21 protein-coding genes and 2 pseudogenes are annotated in these 16757 nt (G+C 66.0%); 11 read left to right on the forward strand and 12 right to left on the reverse strand.

Features of this window, described 5'->3' with window-relative positions:
- Positions 1-526: class I SAM-dependent methyltransferase (locus tag QOD90_RS01525; RefSeq protein WP_526345972.1), on the forward strand; the 526-nt coding region annotated here is incomplete at its 5' end.
- 5 nt (positions 527-531) lie between these two features.
- Here the strand turns inward: QOD90_RS01525 and QOD90_RS01530 are convergent.
- The 8 genes from QOD90_RS01530 to QOD90_RS01565 form a co-directional block, all read right to left on the reverse strand.
- Complete coding sequence (locus QOD90_RS01530; RefSeq protein WP_526345974.1) at positions 532-1407, reverse strand: ArgP/LysG family DNA-binding transcriptional regulator; 876 nt, start codon at positions 1405-1407, stop codon at positions 532-534.
- 91 nt (positions 1408-1498) lie between these two features.
- Complete coding sequence (locus QOD90_RS01535) at positions 1499-1900, reverse strand: type II toxin-antitoxin system VapC family toxin (RefSeq protein ID WP_526345976.1); 402 nt, start codon at positions 1898-1900, stop codon at positions 1499-1501.
- 78 nt (positions 1901-1978) lie between these two features.
- A complete protein-coding gene (locus QOD90_RS01540; RefSeq protein ID WP_526345978.1) occupies positions 1979-2587 on the reverse strand; it encodes a nuclear transport factor 2 family protein in 609 nt (202 codons plus the stop codon).
- A 317-nt stretch (positions 2588-2904) separates the two neighbouring features.
- Complete coding sequence (locus tag QOD90_RS01545) at positions 2905-3894, reverse strand: NAD-dependent epimerase/dehydratase family protein (protein ID WP_526345980.1); 990 nt, start codon at positions 3892-3894, stop codon at positions 2905-2907.
- Between the two features lie 113 nt (positions 3895-4007).
- Complete coding sequence (locus tag QOD90_RS01550; protein WP_526345982.1) at positions 4008-4997, reverse strand: LacI family DNA-binding transcriptional regulator; 990 nt, start codon at positions 4995-4997, stop codon at positions 4008-4010.
- Between the two features lie 96 nt (positions 4998-5093).
- Positions 5094-6056 carry a GlxA family transcriptional regulator gene (locus QOD90_RS01555; protein WP_526345984.1) on the reverse strand — a complete coding sequence of 321 codons (963 nt, stop codon included), beginning with the start codon at positions 6054-6056 and terminating at the stop codon, positions 5094-5096.
- A gap of 94 nt (positions 6057-6150) precedes the next feature.
- Positions 6151-6876 carry an HD domain-containing protein gene (locus tag QOD90_RS01560; protein ID WP_526345986.1) on the reverse strand — a complete coding sequence of 242 codons (726 nt, stop codon included), beginning with the start codon at positions 6874-6876 and terminating at the stop codon, positions 6151-6153.
- A gap of 80 nt (positions 6877-6956) precedes the next feature.
- Positions 6957-7364, reverse strand: a complete 408-nt coding sequence (locus QOD90_RS01565; protein WP_526346012.1) for a hypothetical protein — start codon at positions 7362-7364, stop codon at positions 6957-6959.
- Positions 7365-7548: 184 nt separating this feature from the next.
- Between QOD90_RS01565 and lysE the strand changes: the two genes are divergently transcribed.
- Positions 7549-8148, forward strand: a complete 600-nt coding sequence (gene lysE, locus QOD90_RS01570) for an L-lysine exporter (RefSeq protein ID WP_526345988.1) — start codon at positions 7549-7551, stop codon at positions 8146-8148.
- Positions 8149-8167: 19 nt separating this feature from the next.
- Here the strand turns inward: lysE and QOD90_RS01575 are convergent, their stop codons facing one another.
- Entirely contained in the window at positions 8168-8428 is a 261-nt protein-coding gene (locus QOD90_RS01575) for a hypothetical protein (protein ID WP_526345990.1), read from the reverse strand.
- A 58-nt stretch (positions 8429-8486) separates the two neighbouring features.
- The gene (locus QOD90_RS01580; RefSeq protein WP_526345992.1) at positions 8487-8717 is read right to left on the reverse strand and encodes a deoxyribodipyrimidine photolyase; all 231 of its coding nucleotides are present in this window, start codon (positions 8715-8717) and stop codon (positions 8487-8489) included.
- A gap of 181 nt (positions 8718-8898) precedes the next feature.
- Between QOD90_RS01580 and QOD90_RS01585 the strand changes: the two are divergent.
- The 9 genes and pseudogenes from QOD90_RS01585 to QOD90_RS01625 all read left to right on the forward strand — a co-directional run.
- Positions 8899-9101 (forward strand): annotated as a pseudogene (locus tag QOD90_RS01585) (aldehyde dehydrogenase family protein); the annotation flags it as partial.
- A 76-nt stretch (positions 9102-9177) separates the two neighbouring features.
- On the forward strand, positions 9178-9798 hold the full coding sequence (locus QOD90_RS01590) for a hypothetical protein (protein ID WP_526345994.1): 621 nt from the start codon (positions 9178-9180) through the stop codon (positions 9796-9798).
- Positions 9799-9846: 48 nt separating this feature from the next.
- Positions 9847-10827 (forward strand): ABC transporter substrate-binding protein, encoded by a 981-nt coding sequence (locus tag QOD90_RS01595; RefSeq protein WP_526345996.1) that lies wholly within the window; start codon positions 9847-9849, stop codon positions 10825-10827.
- A 12-nt stretch (positions 10828-10839) separates the two neighbouring features.
- Positions 10840-11532: a queuosine precursor transporter gene (locus QOD90_RS01600; protein ID WP_526345998.1), complete on the forward strand. Its 693-nt coding sequence runs from the start codon at positions 10840-10842 to the stop codon at positions 11530-11532.
- A 74-nt stretch (positions 11533-11606) separates the two neighbouring features.
- Positions 11607-12275: a 5-oxoprolinase subunit B family protein gene (locus tag QOD90_RS01605; protein WP_526346000.1), complete on the forward strand. Its 669-nt coding sequence runs from the start codon at positions 11607-11609 to the stop codon at positions 12273-12275.
- A 9-nt stretch (positions 12276-12284) separates the two neighbouring features.
- Positions 12285-13157 carry a 5-oxoprolinase/urea amidolyase family protein gene (locus QOD90_RS01610; RefSeq protein WP_526346002.1) on the forward strand — a complete coding sequence of 291 codons (873 nt, stop codon included), beginning with the start codon at positions 12285-12287 and terminating at the stop codon, positions 13155-13157.
- 32 nt (positions 13158-13189) lie between these two features.
- Positions 13190-13735: a GNAT family N-acetyltransferase gene (locus QOD90_RS01615; protein ID WP_526346004.1), complete on the forward strand. Its 546-nt coding sequence runs from the start codon at positions 13190-13192 to the stop codon at positions 13733-13735.
- Between the two features lie 141 nt (positions 13736-13876).
- Positions 13877-15025: a uroporphyrinogen-III synthase gene (locus QOD90_RS01620; protein ID WP_526346006.1), complete on the forward strand. Its 1149-nt coding sequence runs from the start codon at positions 13877-13879 to the stop codon at positions 15023-15025.
- On the forward strand, positions 15022-15705 hold the full coding sequence (locus QOD90_RS01625) for a sirohydrochlorin chelatase (protein ID WP_526346008.1): 684 nt from the start codon (positions 15022-15024) through the stop codon (positions 15703-15705). Before QOD90_RS01620 ends, QOD90_RS01625 begins: the two co-directional genes overlap by 4 nt.
- 25 nt (positions 15706-15730) lie before the next feature.
- Here the strand turns inward: QOD90_RS01625 and nirD are convergent, their stop codons facing one another.
- Both nirD and QOD90_RS01635 read right to left on the reverse strand, forming a co-directional pair.
- Positions 15731-16087, reverse strand: a complete 357-nt coding sequence (gene nirD, locus QOD90_RS01630; protein ID WP_526346010.1) for a nitrite reductase small subunit NirD — start codon at positions 16085-16087, stop codon at positions 15731-15733.
- Positions 16088-16095: 8 nt separating this feature from the next.
- Positions 16096-16757 (reverse strand): annotated as a pseudogene (locus QOD90_RS01635) (nitrite reductase (NAD(P)H)); the annotation flags it as partial.

Below are 16757 nucleotides of genomic sequence, written 5' to 3' on the forward strand. Positions count from 1 at the left end.
TGCCAAACGGGTTCTACTCAACGGCTGGGAGCAGTTCCAAGAGCCGGTCGATCGGATCGTCTCGATCGGGGCGTTCGAACACTTCGGCGCCAACCGCTACGGCGACTTCTTCACCTTCGCCCATGACAGGCTGCCACCGGATGGGGTCATGTTGCTGCACACCATCCTCGCGGTCGACGCCGAAACCGCGCGGCAACGCGGACTGCACATCACGATGACGTTGTTGCGGTTCATCAAGTTCATCCTCGACGAGATCTTTCCCGGCGGGCAGCTGCCTTGCACCGACATCGTCACCGAACATGCCGCAAGGGCGGGTTTCTCGGTCGATCAGGTGCAGTCGCTGCAACCGCACTACGCCCGGACGCTCGATCTGTGGGCCGCCGCATTGGAATCGCACCGTGACGAGGCCTTGGCCATCCAGTCCCCGCAGGTTTATGAGCGCTACGTCAGATACCTGACCGGCTGCGCCGACCTGTTCCGGGACGGCTACACCGACGTCTGTCAATTCACCCTCGCCAAACACTGACGGGCCTATCGCCGGCCAAGGTCCGCAGCTGCGGACCGCACCGCGTTGGTGACGGCGTCGATCGTCGGGCTGTCCAACTTCCAACACTGCCAGAACAATGGCACGTCGAGATGCGCGTCGGCGATCCGGACGAACGAGCCGTCGTGCAACGCCGTCTCGGCCGCCCGCTCCGGGTACATGGCCCACCCCAACCCGGCCACCGCTGCTGCCCGAAACCCCTCCGCAGTGGGCACGTAGTGCACCGGGCGGTCGATCGGCCGACGGAAAACCTTGCGCAACAACATGTCCTGCAAGGCGTCATCACGATTCCACGCAAGCGACGGGGCCGCCGCCATCGAAACCGCCGTGACGCCTTCGGGCAGTTCCCGCTCGACGAATCCAGGGCTCGCCACCGGCACATACCGCATCACACCGATCGATTGAGTGCGACAACCGGGCACCGGCGTGCGCTCGGTGGTGACGGCACCCATCACCGCGCCCTCCCGCAGCAACCGCGCAGAGTGGTCTTGGTCCTCGATCCGAACGTCGAACAACACATGCGGCAGTCGGCCGAAGACTGCGGTGAACCAGGTGGACATCGAGTCGGCATTGACCGCGAGCGCCACCCGGGTGCGTTCCACTGGACCGCCCCCCATCTCGGCAAGCGCCTCGGCTTCCAGCAATGCAGTCTGTGCCGCCAACCGGAGCAGCGGAATGCCCGCTGCCGTTGCCGTACAAGGCTTCTCCCGCTTCACCAACACCTGGCCGACACCGTGCTCGAGTGCCTTGATCCGCTGACTGATGGCCGATGGCGTCACGTGCAGCTTCGCGGCCGCCGCATCGAAGGAACCCAACCCGACGACTGCCGCGAAGGCCGCCATCTGCTGGGCATCCAGAGTCACATTAGTGATTCTAATGTAAATGGATGATATTAAGCCCACTGCAGGTGGACTAGTTGCACGCCGTGCGGCTGGCCGAAGAGCGACCGGGCTCTTAGGACCGCAGGATGTCGGCCGGGGACACGGTTTCGACGAATGCCCGCGCCGCGGCGGCCAGTTCCCCGTCCGCGGTGGCCAGCGCGTCCGCCTGCAGCTGGGTCAGTGCGATGTACTCGGCCCGGTAGGTGTCCGGCCAGTTGAGCTTGGCGGCTACTCGCCACGCTTGGTCCTGCAGTGCTCGGTCGCCGAGGAGCCGGATTCGCAGCCCACGGATGTCGTCGAGAACCTTGCGGCCGGTCCGTTCGTCGATCTCGCCGCGGTGCACCGATTCGTACACGAGGGCGAGCGCCTGCGAGCGCAGTAGCGTGGGAGCCGCCAGGCTGTGCTCCGGTGGGATGGTCGCACCGTTGGCGGCGAGGTCGATGGCCACCTGTGCATCGACGACGAAGGTTGTCACACCAGCACTTTCGCACGAGGAGCAGGACATGACGAAGGCGGGAGACCACGACGACGTCTCCCGCCTTTGCCAGAAGTACTACCCGGTGATCGCCTTGACCTTGGCGGCGACGTCAAGGAGAGACGCGTTCGCCTGGATCACGGCGTTGGTGTTGGGATCGACTATGTCGATGCGGGTGCGGGTCAGCTTGGAGTCCTTGACTACCCACTGACCGTTGACCTTTTCGTAGTGATCGTTGTAATGGCCGTAGCCGTGCACCCCGAGGACGCCGCCGAAGACGAGGACGTCCTCCAACGTCCACAGGCCGGCGGCAGTCGTCGCGGACGTCAGCTTGATGTGCGGGTCGGTGCCCTGATGGTGGGTAGTGGCGCCACCGAGCGTGAGCTTCAGGAAGGCGATGAACGGGTCCCTGCCGTAGAAGATGGGGCCGGCGCTGCACAAGGTGTCCTCCACGACGTTCGGGGAGAGGAGTGTGCTCAGGCCGGTCCAGTTCTTCGCGTCGATGTTCGAGAAGTAGGTCGCCTTGAGCGTCTTGATCGCATCGACCTCGGTACCGGTGTCGTCCCCGGGCGACGTAAAGCCGCAGAGCGCCGGCAGCGGCAGCACCGGGTCAGCGCTAGCGGTCGGGACGCCGACGCCACCCAGCATCATGGCCGCCGCGCCGAACGCCACGGCGGCGCGCAGCATGCGTCGCTCGCCTGATCTCGCTGGGAACCGGCGGTGAATTCGTACTGGCATATCTGTTCTCCTCTTTGATTGGGATCTTTCGAACTCGTGGTCACCGGCGGACGATCGGCAGGTGGCCGGTTGACACGGGTCGTGTGCCACGCCAATCCGCCTCTCCGACCGCTTCGCCGTGGTCACGGGCCGAATCCCTTCTGGTTACGCGCGTAAGTTACGCGCGTAACCAGGAGTGTAGCGGACGTCACATCAGCGAACGGCAATCAATTGAGGTGCGTTGATCGGTCGCGACACGGGCAGGCAGGTCGTATCGCGTCGGCTCTTCAGCAGCGCTGCGTAGTGAAGAACTGAGCCGCCTTGCGGATTGACTCTTCTGCCGGCCGGGGTATCCAGCCGAGTTCACGTACCGCCTTGCCGTGGTCCAGTGGTGACATCAGTTCGGCCATCCGCAAGCCAACGACTGCGAATGGCAAGTCGCGCCGAAGTAGTTGCGCTGCAAGGTCGTTGACGTACGCCGCGGCATATAGAAGTTTGAGCGGTATCCCGACGCGCGGCGACTTCACACCGGCGGCTTCGGCTGCGATCGAATGCACATCGCGCGTGCTCATGTAGCGGTCGGAGATGATGTAGCGCTGCCCGTTCTTGCCGCGGATGGCCGCAAGAAGCATTGCGCGCGCTGCATCTTCAATCCCGACGACCTCTGAGGAGAAGCCGAGATAGAACGGGAACTTGCCCGATGCCACGCGCGCAATCAGGGATCCGTGCGGTGTCGGCTGCCAATCGCACGGACCGTACGTGGTGGAGATGCATAGCGCGACGGCGGGCAGGCCCTTGTCGCGGACGTACTGCATCACGAGGTCTTCGGCGGCCACGCGGGACTGGATGTAGGCGCCGCCCTGATCCCAGTTGTGCGGATCGTCCTCGGTGACCGGCCCTGCGTCACTGATCGCCAATGTGCCCGTGGTGCTGGTGAATACGAACTTGCGGAGATCGTGCTCGACGGCGACGTCGAGCACATTGCGAAGTCCATCGACGTTGGTGCGGAACAGCGGCGCAGGGTCGCGCAGCCACATCCGTGCGTCGACCACGCAGTAGTAGACGACGTCGCATCCGCTCATCGCGGTTCGCAGTGCGGAGGTCTCGAAGATGTCTCCGTAGCAGCGTTCGACGTCGAGGTCGTCGATTCCCTTGGTGGGGCTGGTCTTTCGGATCATGGCGCGGACGTCTTCGCCTGCCGCGACGAGCTGGCGAGTCACATGGGAGCCGAGAAATCCACTCGCGCCGATGACCAAGTTCTTACGGCGGCCATTCACCGACATTTCTTCCTCGTCTCATCTAGCGTCCCCCACGAGGACGCGCTTCAAGTTACGCGCGTAACCGGCAAATGTCTAGCTCCGCTAAGGATGAAGCCCGGACCGACAGGCGGTCAGGTTGATGCGCGGCAAATGAGGGTCGCGATATCGGCGGCCGTCGACTCAACTTCTTCCTCGGGGTAGCCCAGCTCGGCCATCATCACCGCGACGCCGAGTTCGACGATCGCATGAGCGTCGAACGCCACCGTGGTCAGCGGTGGCGCACTGACCTCGCCAGCCGTGTTCGCATCGACTCCCATGACCGCGAGGTCCTCCGGGCAGCGCAAGCCGGCCTGCCGAATGCCGTGCAAGACCACCAACGCCGTGTCGTCGCTCTGCGCACAGACCGCCGTCACACCGCCTTTCACCCAGCCCGACACCACATCGGCCGCGTCTCCTGCGGTGACCGCGTCAACGGCCACCTCCGGGAGACCTCGACTGCCAACCGCAGCACGTATCCCCGGCAGCCAATAATCGCCGAGGGGCCGCCATTTCGTGACGCCGGAGTACGCGAACGCGAGCGCACTGTGACCCCGTGACACCAAATGGTCTACCCGCATCTCGCCGACCGACAAGTGGAGCGTGCCGATCTCCTGCAACTGCCCGCTACCGAGATGGATTTGGGGGACACCCGCGGCTTCGACGGCCGCTGCGGCGGTGCCGGTGAGTGGAAACAGACTCGTCACTGCGATGGGATTCAGGTCGGCGATGGCTTCGACGATGTTCTGATCATCCTCGGTTTCGAACTGCACGGCGTGCACGATGCCGCGGCGGGCGAGTGCCGTGGTGAGCCGGCTGCCGACCTCGATGGGCAATTCACCCGGCGCCATCCGCGGCATGACGTAGAGCACCACGCCACTGCCGCCCCGCGCCAGGTTGCGGGCCGCCAAGTTGGGGCGGTATCCGAGCTGCTTGGCGGCGCGGTGAACTGTCTCCCTGGTCCGGGGTGAGATGGACCGGCCCGCGGCGTTGTTGAGCACGTAACTGACAGTGGCAGTCGAAACGTTGGCGAGACGCGCTACATCGGCCTTGGTCGGCCGGGGCGTTCCATCGACGCTCACCATCTCACCCTTCAGCTCCGATTCCGGACATTGCCGTCCATCGTGGCACGGGCGTCGGCCAAACACCCGGGTCCGCAGCCCAACTGGCTGATCGGCAGCTCATCCTGCGATGCGTTCTTTGAATGTGTTGCGATAGGTTTGCGGCGCTACTCCAGTGAGTCGGCGAAACTGTTCGCGAAAGTTGGCCGATGACGTGAAGCCGACTTCGCGGCCGATCCGTTCCACGCCGTATGAGGTGGTCTCGAGAAATTGCTGTGCGTGGCGGATCCGTACCCCGGTGACCCACTGCATTGGAGTCTGGCCGGTTTCGGCCTGAAACCTGCGGTTGAGGGTGCGGATACTCATGGCGGCGCGGTGTGCGACATCCGTCAGTGTCAAGTCGCGGTGCGCGTGCGTCTCGATCCACGCCAGCACCCGATCCAGCTCGGTTGCCTCTCCGATGTTGTTGACGGGCAGCTGGTTTCGGACGATGAACTGCGCTTGGCCGCCGCTGCGGTGGAGGGGCGCCACTGCGAGCCTTGCGGCGGCGGCCGCAACCGCTGCACCGTAGTCGCATTGCACCATGTGTAGACACAGATCGAGGCCGGCCGAGGCACCGGCGGAGGTCAGTATTTGGCCCTCGTCGACGTAGAGGACGTCGGGGTCAAGGTGAACCGCTGGAAAAGCAGCGCGAAAGAGGTCGGCCGCAATCCAGTGCGTGGTGGCACGCTTACCGTCGAGCAGGCCGGCGGTGGCCAGTGTGAAGGCGCCCGTGCAGATCGATGCGATGCGGGCGCCACCGGCGAACGCGGAGCGTAGTGCAGCGATCACCTCGGCCGATGTTTCAGCGGTGACGTCGTTGCGGCCAGGCACGATGATCGTGTCTGCGTCGGCCAAGGCCTCGAGACCGTGGTCGGTGCCGATGCGGAGCGGTCCGGCCGTGACATTCGGCTCCGTTCCGCACACTTGCACGTGGTAACCACTCGAGCCGTCGGGCAGCGGGACTCGTCCGAACACTTCGACGGCGGTGCTGAGGTCGAAGGCGATGACGTCCGATAAGGCGAGGACAGCCACGGTGCGCATCCCAGCACCATACCACCGGCGTTGGCAATATTAAGGCCAGCTGCCGAGATATTGCCAGCTCAGCCTTCGCGGGCTTTCCCAGCGCTCGGGTGAATCAATCCCATTCTCGCCCAACGTGATAGGTGGCACCCTCCGTCAGGGGCTGATCGCCCCAGCCCGAATTCTTCACCACGTCGAGGAACGAAATCGAGTTTCCGTTGATGAGTTCGTTCAGGTGGGCAGGAAACGTGAAGGGCGGGCTCTTCGTCGGGTTGGATCGTATGTCGCGCGCGATGAGTTCGGCGATCGCATGTCCGAGATCGTGACGGGGCCACGCCGCGTGGACCCGTTCGGCGAAGCCCGTTGAGAGAAGGTCCTTCTCGCTGCCGCTGATGTCAAGTGAGATCCCGAAATGAGATACGGCCTGTTCCGGGCCAAACCGGTGCGCCAGGCCGAGACTGGTGTGCAGGGCAATCGACTGCCATACCGTGACAACGCGTTCGTCGGATATCCCGTGTTCGCGAAGGAAGCGCGCTGCTGCATCTGCTCCATCGACCTCGAATCGCTGATCGCCGCCACCGTGGTCGGTGATGCCGAGGTCATGGAGGATGCACGCCAGGAAGACGAGTTCGTCGTCGTAATCGACGTCGCCACGCAGCCCCTTGGCGGCAGCGAGTTCGCGCGCGAAGAGATAACTGCGGACACTGTGGTTGGTGATGAGCGCCGGCGAGACGTCGAACGTCAATTGCAAAGCTGCTGAACAGATGTCGGAATCGGGGAGGCTCCATTGGGCCGCATTGCTGATGTCGACGGGTGTTGGGGCCTGTTCCTTGGTCGTCATGCCATCACAGTGCCGAACCGCGGTGGGGCACCGCCAGTGGCTGGCTGGCCAACAATCGTCGGGATTTGGACACGACGTTCCTAGACCCCCGTCGACGATCCGGGCCGCACGATCATCAGAATCGTCACGGCCACCCACAACAAGTTGAATACCCCCGTGGTCATCGCGAGCCGAGCCGGGGGCCCGCCGGCCAGAACCGCGCGTTGCGCGGGCAGGATGCTCGCCATCAGGATCACCGCCGCGACGGCAGTTAGCGCGATGGACACCAGCACCCACACGTCGGTGAGCACGCCCATCGCCGCTGCCGTCGCGATCCCCAGCAGCGGCACCGCCACGCCGACCGCCGCGTAGGTAACGCAGATCCGGTGCAGAACGCCCGCCACGGGCGCCACTGCCGCATATCGCGGAAAGATGCTTGCCGACACCGCGATCGGGCCGATCGCGAGGATGGCGACGATGACGTGGATGCTGAGCAGGATCGCGGACATCGCCTTCGACATTAGGGCCGCGTGCGGGTCGTCGAAGCCACGGATTGCGCCATACACCGACGAGATCCGGCCAGGATGGCGCGAGAGTCGCCGACTGTTGGCCATCAAAGTCGCATTAGCTGTTCTAATGTTGCGTAAGAATCATTAGCTGGACTGGCGAGTGCCAGCATCTTACGTTCGAGGCATGAACTCCCCGCTCGTCATCGGATTCCTGGCCTCCTTCGCGCTGATCGCCGCCATCGGCGCCCAGAACGCGTTCGTCCTGCGCCAAGGCATCCGACGCGAGCACGTACTGCCCGTGGTGGCCATGTGCACCCTGTCGGACATCGTGCTGATCGCCGCGGGCATCGCGGGCGTCGGCGCGCTGATCGGCGCCCACCCAAGTGCGTTGAACGTCGCCAAGTTCGGCGGCGCCGCCTTCCTCGTCGGCTACGGCTTGTGGGCAGCCAAGCGCGCATGGCGTCCCGCGTCGTTGACGCCTTCGGACGTGATGCCGGCCCGGCTGGCCGAGGTACTCGTCACGTGTGCCGCGCTGACGTTTCTGAACCCGCACGTGTACCTCGACACGGTCGTACTTCTCGGTGCCCTGGCGAACGAACACCGCGAGGAGCGCTGGCTGTTCGGCGCCGGAGCGGTGGCCGCCAGCGCGGTCTGGTTCACCGGACTCGGCTTGGGCGCACGCCAGCTTTCCGGCCTGTTCGCCAGGCCCGTCACGTGGCGGGTTCTCGACTCCCTGATCGCCGTGACCATGATCGGCCTCGGCGTCCTCCTCGCGATCGGTTAGCAGCGGCTGCGGCGCGCGGTCATGGCCCGACCACGATCCCGAGCCCACCACCGCTGAAGCACACCGAGTCGTTGCACCAGGTACCCCAGGCGCCGAGGTCGGATCGGGCCGGGGCCGGACCATGCGTTCCGCGGATGTCCCCCTGGGCGCAGACGACCGTTCCGCTGGAGTCGTTGCAGCCTGCCGCAGCGACGGGTGCGCCGACGAGACCGGCCACGCCCACCACGAACGGGCCCACCGCCAGCAGAGCCGAACGAATCAAACGCTGTTGTGTACTCATGGTCACTCCCAGGGACGCCTATCAAGCATGCACCCACGGAGGCGTGATTGGCCGCGGGTCAACTCTTCTTGCTGGGAATCACGATCACGACGATCAGCGTGAGGATGCTGAAGAAGAGCCCGAGAATCCCCCACCCGATCGCACTCCGGCCCTTCGTTCCGGCGATCACCGCGCAGACGATGGCGGCGATGATGCTGCCGATCGCGACGAAGATGCCCTTGATGCCGCGGAGGATGAACCCTGCCGCCATGATGTTGTCTGAAGCCGCAAGAACGACGCTGTGCAGCATGGGCCGCCACCTCCGCAATGAGGACTGATCCGGCGACGTTCGCCGTTGACGGCGAATACCCCGGTCGCGAAGCTCGAATCGGGCTACGACACTTTCACAGTTCACTCCAAGGTCGCCGATCGTTCGCCGTTGCGCCAGTCTGTGTTTGACCGCCACCCGACAGGGACGTCATGCGCAGACCGACGTCGACACCATCAACGTCGAGCTGCCCTTCCCGTGTGTGTGGGTCTCCGGTTGGTCCAGGGATGACGGCCTGGCTCCGTTGCGGAGCTCGCCAGCGTCTACCGCGGCGGCCGTCCCACCCAGTTCGCCAAACCCCACATCCCGCACGACGGCTTCCTCGCGGACTTCCTGATGCGCAACAAGGGATTCATCAGGACGTAGTCCGCCCGCCGGCTGCGAGTCGGGTTGTCGGTGTGGACTGGCGATCGTCCGATGACCCGCGCCGGAAGGAACCGCCATGACCGATCACGACACCCCGCTCGAACTAGAAGCCAGCGAGGTGACCATCGAGGTCGTCGAGCCGGCGGCGACCCGCGGAATCGTGATCCGCCACGTCCTGGAGCGCCAGCTCGGTGCGGGCCAGAGCCTGGGCGCCCAGCTCGTCGGCGCCTCAACGGACGTGTCGGCGGCCCTCGTCCACGCCCCTGCCAGCGTGGTCGACGAGATCCGTGGTGGCGCAACGCTGCCCGCCGCACTTGCCAACACGCGCACCGAGGTGCAAGCAGTGGTCTCGAGCACCGGAACCCGAGTGCGGACCGCGATCGGTGAGTACGTGGGCAACCAGGCCACCCTGCCCAACGCGGTGGTAGTCGGCGCCGCCGACGTCGCCGAAACCGTCCTCCGCGCTCAAGGCGACGTGGCCGCGTCGGCGATCGACTCCGCGTTCACCGTCGCGACCATTGCCGCCCGCGGTGGCAACGTCAGGGACGCCGTGGGCCGTGAGCGTCGCGACGTCGCCGCTCGAGCAGATGCGGCACGCGCCGACATCACCGAGTCCTGGGAACGCGCCGCAGAGGAGATCCGCGGTGCCGTCAAGGATTACGACGAGTACCTCGAGGCCTTCACCGACGAGGATTAAATCGTGTCCGGCGGTCACCTCGCCGGATGGGAGATTACGCTCGGCCACGTGCCATCTATCTGGTCCCGACGGAGTTTCCTGGCCATGTCCGCAGGCCTCGCCTTGACGACCGTGGCCTGCGGCTCGAACAAACCCGGCACGGTTGCCGGCGACGGGTCGGTCACCGTCAAACACGTCTTTGGCGAGACCAAGATCAAGGCGGCGCCGAGCCGGGTCGTCAGCGCGGGATTCACCGAGCAGGACGACCTACTTGCGCTTGGGGTCGTGCCGATTGCCATCACCGACTGGTTCGGCGGTGAACCGTTCGGCGTATGGCCTTGGGCCCAACCGAAACTCGGTTCCGCACAGCCGGTCGTGCTGAACCTGAACGATGGCATCCATGTCGATCAGATCGCCGCGCTCAAACCCGATCTCATCGTCGCGACCAATGCAGGTCTCGACCAGGACACCTATACGAAGCTGTCCGCCATCGCGCCGACCGTCGCGCAGTCCGGTCAGAGCGCGTTCTTCGAACCGTGGAAGGACCAGGCGAACACCATCGGTCAGGCGGTGTTCAAGTTCGACGACATGACCAAGCTCGTCGCCGACGTCGATGCCAAGTTCACCGACGTCGGAAAGAACAACCCGACGTTCAACGGCAAGAAGGTCGTGGTGGTCAGCGCGACGGCCTACCAGGACGAATACGACGTCACCCCGCCTGGCTGGCGCACCGAGTTCCTGGCGCAGATGGGCTTCGCGGTGCCGGACGGACTCAACGCCTTCGTGAAGGACGACCGGGCTCAGGTGCCGCGCGACAAGCTGGCGTCGGTGCTCGACACCGCCGACGTCGTCGTGTGGAAGACCGAGAGCGACGAGGAGCAGGCGGCACTGATCGCCGACCCCACGTTCGCCACCCTGAAGTCGACCAAGACGAACCGGAACGTCTTCACGGGCAAGGACCTCGCAGGCGCGCTGGCGTTCACATCGGTGTTGTCCTACCCCGTGGTGGCCGATCGGCTACCGCCGATGATCGCAAGAGTGCTCACCTGACAAGATGACCGGGTGACCAGCCAGACACCCGAGAAGTCAGCGCACCCCACAGGATTCGCACAGGTGGGCTCGACCTACTATCCAATTCTCGTCGCGGTGTTCACGGCGCTCGTCATCATCTCGAACGTCACCGCCACCAAGGGTGTGGCGTTCGGTCCGATCATCACCGACGGCGGCTTCATCGTCTTCCCCCTGACCTACGTCATCGGCGACGTGCTATCCGAGGTGTACGGCTTCAAGGCAGCACGCCGCGCAATCGTCCTCGGCTTCTCGATGAATGTGCTGGCCGCACTGGCGTTCTGGGTGACGATCTATCTGCCAGCCGCCGATTTCTACGAGAACCAGGCGGCGCTGGAGAACGTCGTGCACGCGTACACCCAACTGATCATCGCCGGACTCGCCGGCTTCATCGTCGGGCAGACCATCAATGCGTGGGTCGTCGTCGCCATCAAGGAGCGCACCAAGGAGAAGCACCTCTGGGCGCGCCTCGTCGGGTCGACGTTCGCCGGCCAGCTCGGTGACACGTTGGTGTTCTGCAGCATTGCGGCAAGCGCTATCGGCATCACCAGCTTCCGCGACTTCGCCGTTTACACCGCGCTCGGTTGGCTCTACAAGACCGGCGTCGAAGTGGTCATGCTGCCCATCACCTACCGCGTGATCGCGTCCATCAAGCGCAGAGAGCCGACGTACGAGCCCGCGGTCTGAAGCATCTCTGAGGCTCCTCTGGCGAGGTCCTAAGACTTACCGTAAACGTAGCTACTCATGGGTAGCTTGAACAGATGACGGTCTCGGCTGAAGTGTTGAACGTGGCGTCCCTCGGCACGGTTCACGACTACGGGGATCAGGCCCTGCTGCTCGACTTCGACAGCACGGCCGAGGTGCTGGCCTGGTACGACGCGCTGCGCGACGCCGGTCTGCCCGGCGTCCTCGACATCGTCCCTGCCTCGCGAACGGTGCTGCTCAAACTTGCCGGCCACCGCTACCAGGCATCGACGCGAGCCCGCCTCGAAAAACTTTGCGTGGAGGCGGCCGGGAGCACCGTCGACAGCCCTCGCGCCGACGTCACCATCGACGTCACCATCGACGTCGTCTACGACGGTGAAGACCTCGACGAGGTGGCACGCCTCACCGGACTCTCCCCCGACCAGGTCGTCGCCGCCCATACCGCTGCACCGCTGCGGGTGGGTTTCGGCGGGTTCGCTCCCGGCTTCGCCTATCTGGTCGGCGGTGACGAACGGCTGCACGTCCCGCGCCGAGCCGAACCCCGCACCAAGGTGCCCGTCGGCTCCGTTGGGCTGGCAGGCGAATTCAGCGGCATCTACCCCAGGGAGACGCCGGGCGGCTGGCAGTTGATCGGACGCACCGATGCGGCCCTCTGGGACATCGAACGCGACCCACCCGCGCTCCTGACCCCGGGCACGTGGGTGCAGTTCCGGGCGATCGGATAGGAGCGGACGATGACCACTCTCGAAATCCTGAAGACCGGCCCGCTGGCGCTGTTGGAAGACCTTGGCAGACCAGGGCTTGCCCACATGGGTGTCACCCGCTCCGGCGCCGCCGACCGTCGCTCCCACTCGCTGGCCAACAGACTGGTGGCCAACCCGCACGACCGCGCCACCATCGAGGTCACGTTCGGTGGGTTGTCGGCACGCGTCCGCGGCGGTGACGTCGCGATCGCCGTCACCGGCGCCGACGCCGATCCGTCGCTGAATGGACTTCCCTTCGGCACCAACAGCATTCACTACGCCCACGACGGGCAGGTGATCTCGCTCGGCGCACCGCGCTCGGGCCTGCGGAGCTACCTCGCCGTCCGTGGCGGCATCGACGCCGAACCGATGCTGGGCTCCCGCAGCTACGACGTGATGTCGGCGATCGGCCCGCAGCCGCTCAGGCCAGGCGACGTGCTGTCCATCGGCGAGCACACCGCCGAGTTTCCCGAACTCGACCAGGCGCCCGTCGCCCCCATCGTGACGGACCTGATCGAGCTCTTGGTCGTGCCTGGCCCACGCGACGACTGGTTCATGAATCCGCACGCGCTGGTGCACACCGACTGGGTGGCCTCGGATCGCAGCGATCGCGTCGGGATGCGACTGGTGGGCCGCCCCATGGAGCTTCGCTGGCCCGACCGCCAACTCCCCAGCGAAGGCGCTTGCCGTGGAGCGATTCAGGTGCCGCCCAACGGTTTACCCGTGATCCTTGGCCCCGACCATCCGGTGACCGGCGGCTATCCGGTCGTCGGCGTGGTGGCCGATCAGGACATCGACAGGGTCGCCCAGGTGCGACCGGGTCAACACGTGCGGATGCACTGGTCGCGTCCACGCGGGCGGTAGTTTTAGTCGTCAGCCCCTGGTAGGAACGAGGTGTGCTCCACACCGCGCGCCTGGTTCACACGTCCGATCTCGATGGCGAGACGCGTGAGGACGCCCGCCAGATGCTCCTCGATGCCTTCGCCGATGGCGAGATCGACTTCACCGACGCCGACTGGGAGCACGCATTGGGCGGCATGCACGCGCTGATCTGCGTTCGCGGTGCGCTGGTCGCGCACGGCGCGGTGGTGCAACGCCGGATGATCCATCAGGGCGCAGCACTGCGCTGCGGCTATCTCGAGGCCGTCGCGGTGCGGGAGGACTGGCGCGGCCAAGGCCTCGCGATGGCCGTGATGGATGCCCTCGAACAGGTGTTACGCGGCGCCTACCAGCTGGGCGCCCTCAGCTCGTCGGAGGCGGGCAGGCACATCTACGCCTCCCGCGGCTGGCTCCCCTGGCAGGGTCCGACCTCGGTGCTGGCGCCGTCCGGGCTGACCCCGACCCCCGACGACGACGACGCGGTCTTCGTGTTGCCGCTGAACGCCGACCTGGACACCACCGGCGAGATCACCTGCGACTACCGCGACGGCGACCCGTGGTGACCATCGGATATGCACCTCACGGCGGGGTTCCGCGGTTCGTGAGACGAAGTTCACGGACACTACCTCCGTTCCCCTGTTAAGACATGCGCAGGCAACGGCGAGGAAACCAAACCGCAACACGCAGTGCCTTCACTGGGTGGCATGCCTGACCCTGATTGGGCACCACTGACCGGGTTCCGGGTGGCGGTGACCGCAGCCCGACGTGCCGACGAGTTGAGCACGTTGCTGCGCCGCCGCGGTGCGATCGTCACCAGCGCCGCCGCCATCGAGATGGTGCCGCTACCCGACGACGACGAACTGCACGGCCACACCGAGGCGTTGATCGCCGCGCCGCCCGACGTAGTAGTCGCGACGACGGGCATCGGGCTGCGCGGCTGGATCGCCGCCGCCGACGGCTGGGGGCTGGCCGGCGACCTCACCACGGCGCTGAGCAAGGCCCGCATCGTTTCCCGCGGACCCAAGGCCACCGGCGCACTGCGGGCAGCCGCACTGCCCGAGGAGTGGTCGCCGGAATCGGAGTCCTCCCGCGAAGTACTGCAATACCTGGTCGAGGGCGGCATCGCAGGCCTGCGGATCGCCGTCCAACTGCACGGCGCCACCGCGGAGTGGGATCCGTTCCCCGAGTTCCTCGACGAGCTCCGCGCCGCGGGAGCCGAGGTCGTGCCGATTCGCGTGTACCGCTGGCACGCCGTACCACGCGACGGTGCTTTCGACGCGCTCGTCGGCGGCATCGCCGATCGCAAGTTCGACGCGGTCAGCTTCACCTCGGCGCCCGCCGTGGCGGCCATGCTGATGAGGGCCGTCGAAATGGGTATCGAGGACAAGGTACTTGCGGCGTTGCGGACCGACGTCCACGCGATGTGCGTCGGCCCGGTGACCGCCCGCCCCCTGGTCCGACTCGGGGTGCCGACGTCGGCACCCGAGCGGATGCGACTCGGCGCACTGGCCCGTCACATCACCGACGAACTGCCACTTCTGCAGTCAAGGACCGTCACCGTGGCAGGTCACGTCCTGGAGATCCGCGGCACGTGCGTCCTCGTCGACGGCGTCGTCAAGGAACTACCGCCGGCGGGCATGGCGACCATCCGCGCACTGGCCGCCCGCCCTGGCAACGTGGTGTCGCGCGGCGACCTGCTCAACGTGCTGCCCGGTGGCGGCACCGACACCCACGCCGTCGAGACCGCGGTGCTGCGATTGCGAACGGCGCTGGGCGACAAGCACATCGTCACGACGGTGGTGAAGCGTGGCTATCGCCTGGCGGTCGACGAGCACCCGGTCGGTGCCGCGTGAACCCGCTTCTCGTCGCCCACGGCACCCGCAAGGCCGACGGAGTCGCGATGATCGCCGACCTCGCCGAGCGGGTGGGCAGAGAGCTGGGGCAACGGGTACGCACGGCGTTCGTCGACGTCCTCGGCCCGACGCCTTCCGACGTGCTCTCCGCGCTCCCCGACGGCCCCGCCGTCGTGGTGCCCGCATTCCTCGCCAGCGGCCACCACGTGCGCGTCGACATCCCTGCGTTCGTTGCGGCCAGCGGGCACCCCGACGTGACCGTCACCGATGCACTCGGCCCGTCGCCCCACATCGTACGGGTCATTACCGACCGCCTTCTCGAATCCGGTTGGCGCCCTAGCGATTCGGTGATCCTCGCCGCCGCCGGAACATCCGACGATCGCGCGAAACGCGATCTTCGGATCACGGCCACCTTGCTGTCGGCCGCCATCGGTGCGCGGGTCGAGCTCGCATACGCGGCGACCGGTGAACCACGTGTCGCCGACGCCGTCACCACCATGCGCTCCCGTGGGGCGCAGCGAATCGTCGTGGCGTCATACCTGTTGGCGGACGGGCTGTTTCAAGACAGGCTGTACCAGTCCGGTGCCGACGTCGTGACGGCTTCGCTCGTCACTCATCCCGGGGTGGCGCGGTTGATCGCGAGTCGGTTCCGGCGGGCGCGACTGCCGATTGCCGCCTAGGCGGCCGGTAGCGCTCGGCGACAGGCTATGACCCGATCTCGACGCATCCGTCGTCGGCGATCCTGGTCCGGTAGACCGGCAGCGTCACGTCGGGGACGTCCAGGCAGGTGCCGTCATCGAGGGCGAACGCCTGCTTCTTGATTGGCGACTGCACACACACGCGCCCGGCCCGGTCCCCGACGATCCCCCGCGACATCACCGCCGCACCCGAGAACGGGTCGACGTTTCCGATCGCCCACAGTGACCCGTCGTCGAGGCGGAACAGGGCGACCTGGACCCCGTCGGGCAGCAACACGCCCGCACCGCGGCCCGGCAGCAAGCGGGCATAGTCACACGCCGCGGTCCAGACCTGAACGTCATTGGCATCGTCGAGAAGTGTCACGGTTACTCCTATCGTCGGACCGTCGGCATGCCGATCGGCACCTTGCGGCCCGAGCGTTCGGTGAATTCCACTGTCGGATCGGCAACTTCGGGGGCGTTGACGAACGACACGAACCGCGAGAGCTTGTCGGGATCGTCCAGCACCCCCTTCCATTCGCAGGCATAGCCGTCGATGTGCCTGGCGACGGCGTCCTCGAACTCCGCTGCCAAGCCGAGCGAGTCGTTGCAGACCACGTCGCGCAAGTGGTCGAGGCCGCCTTCGAGGCTCTCCACCCACGGCGCGGTGCGCTGAAGTCGGTCTGCCGTGCGGATGTAGAACATCAGGAAGCGGTCGATGTAGCGGATCAGCGTCTCGTCGTCGAGCTCACCGGCCAGCAACTGCGCGTGTTTCGGTGTCGCGCCGCCATTTCCACCGACGTAGAGATTCCAGCCGGTCTCCGTCGCGATGACGCCGACGTCCTTGCCGCGCGCCTCGGCGCACTCCCGCGCACAACCGGAGACGCCCATCTTGATCTTGTGCGGGGCGCGCAGTCCGCGGTACCGGAGCTCGAGACCGATGGCCATCTGCACCGAATCCTGTTGCCCGTAACGGCACCAGTCGCTGCCGACGCAGCTCTTCACCGTGCGCAACGACTTGCCGTAGGCGTGTCCGGACTCCATGCCCCCGTCGA

The sequence above is a fragment of the Mycobacterium sp. genome, assembly GCF_032161845.1.
Classification (GTDB): Bacteria; Actinomycetota; Actinomycetes; order Mycobacteriales; family Mycobacteriaceae; genus Mycobacterium.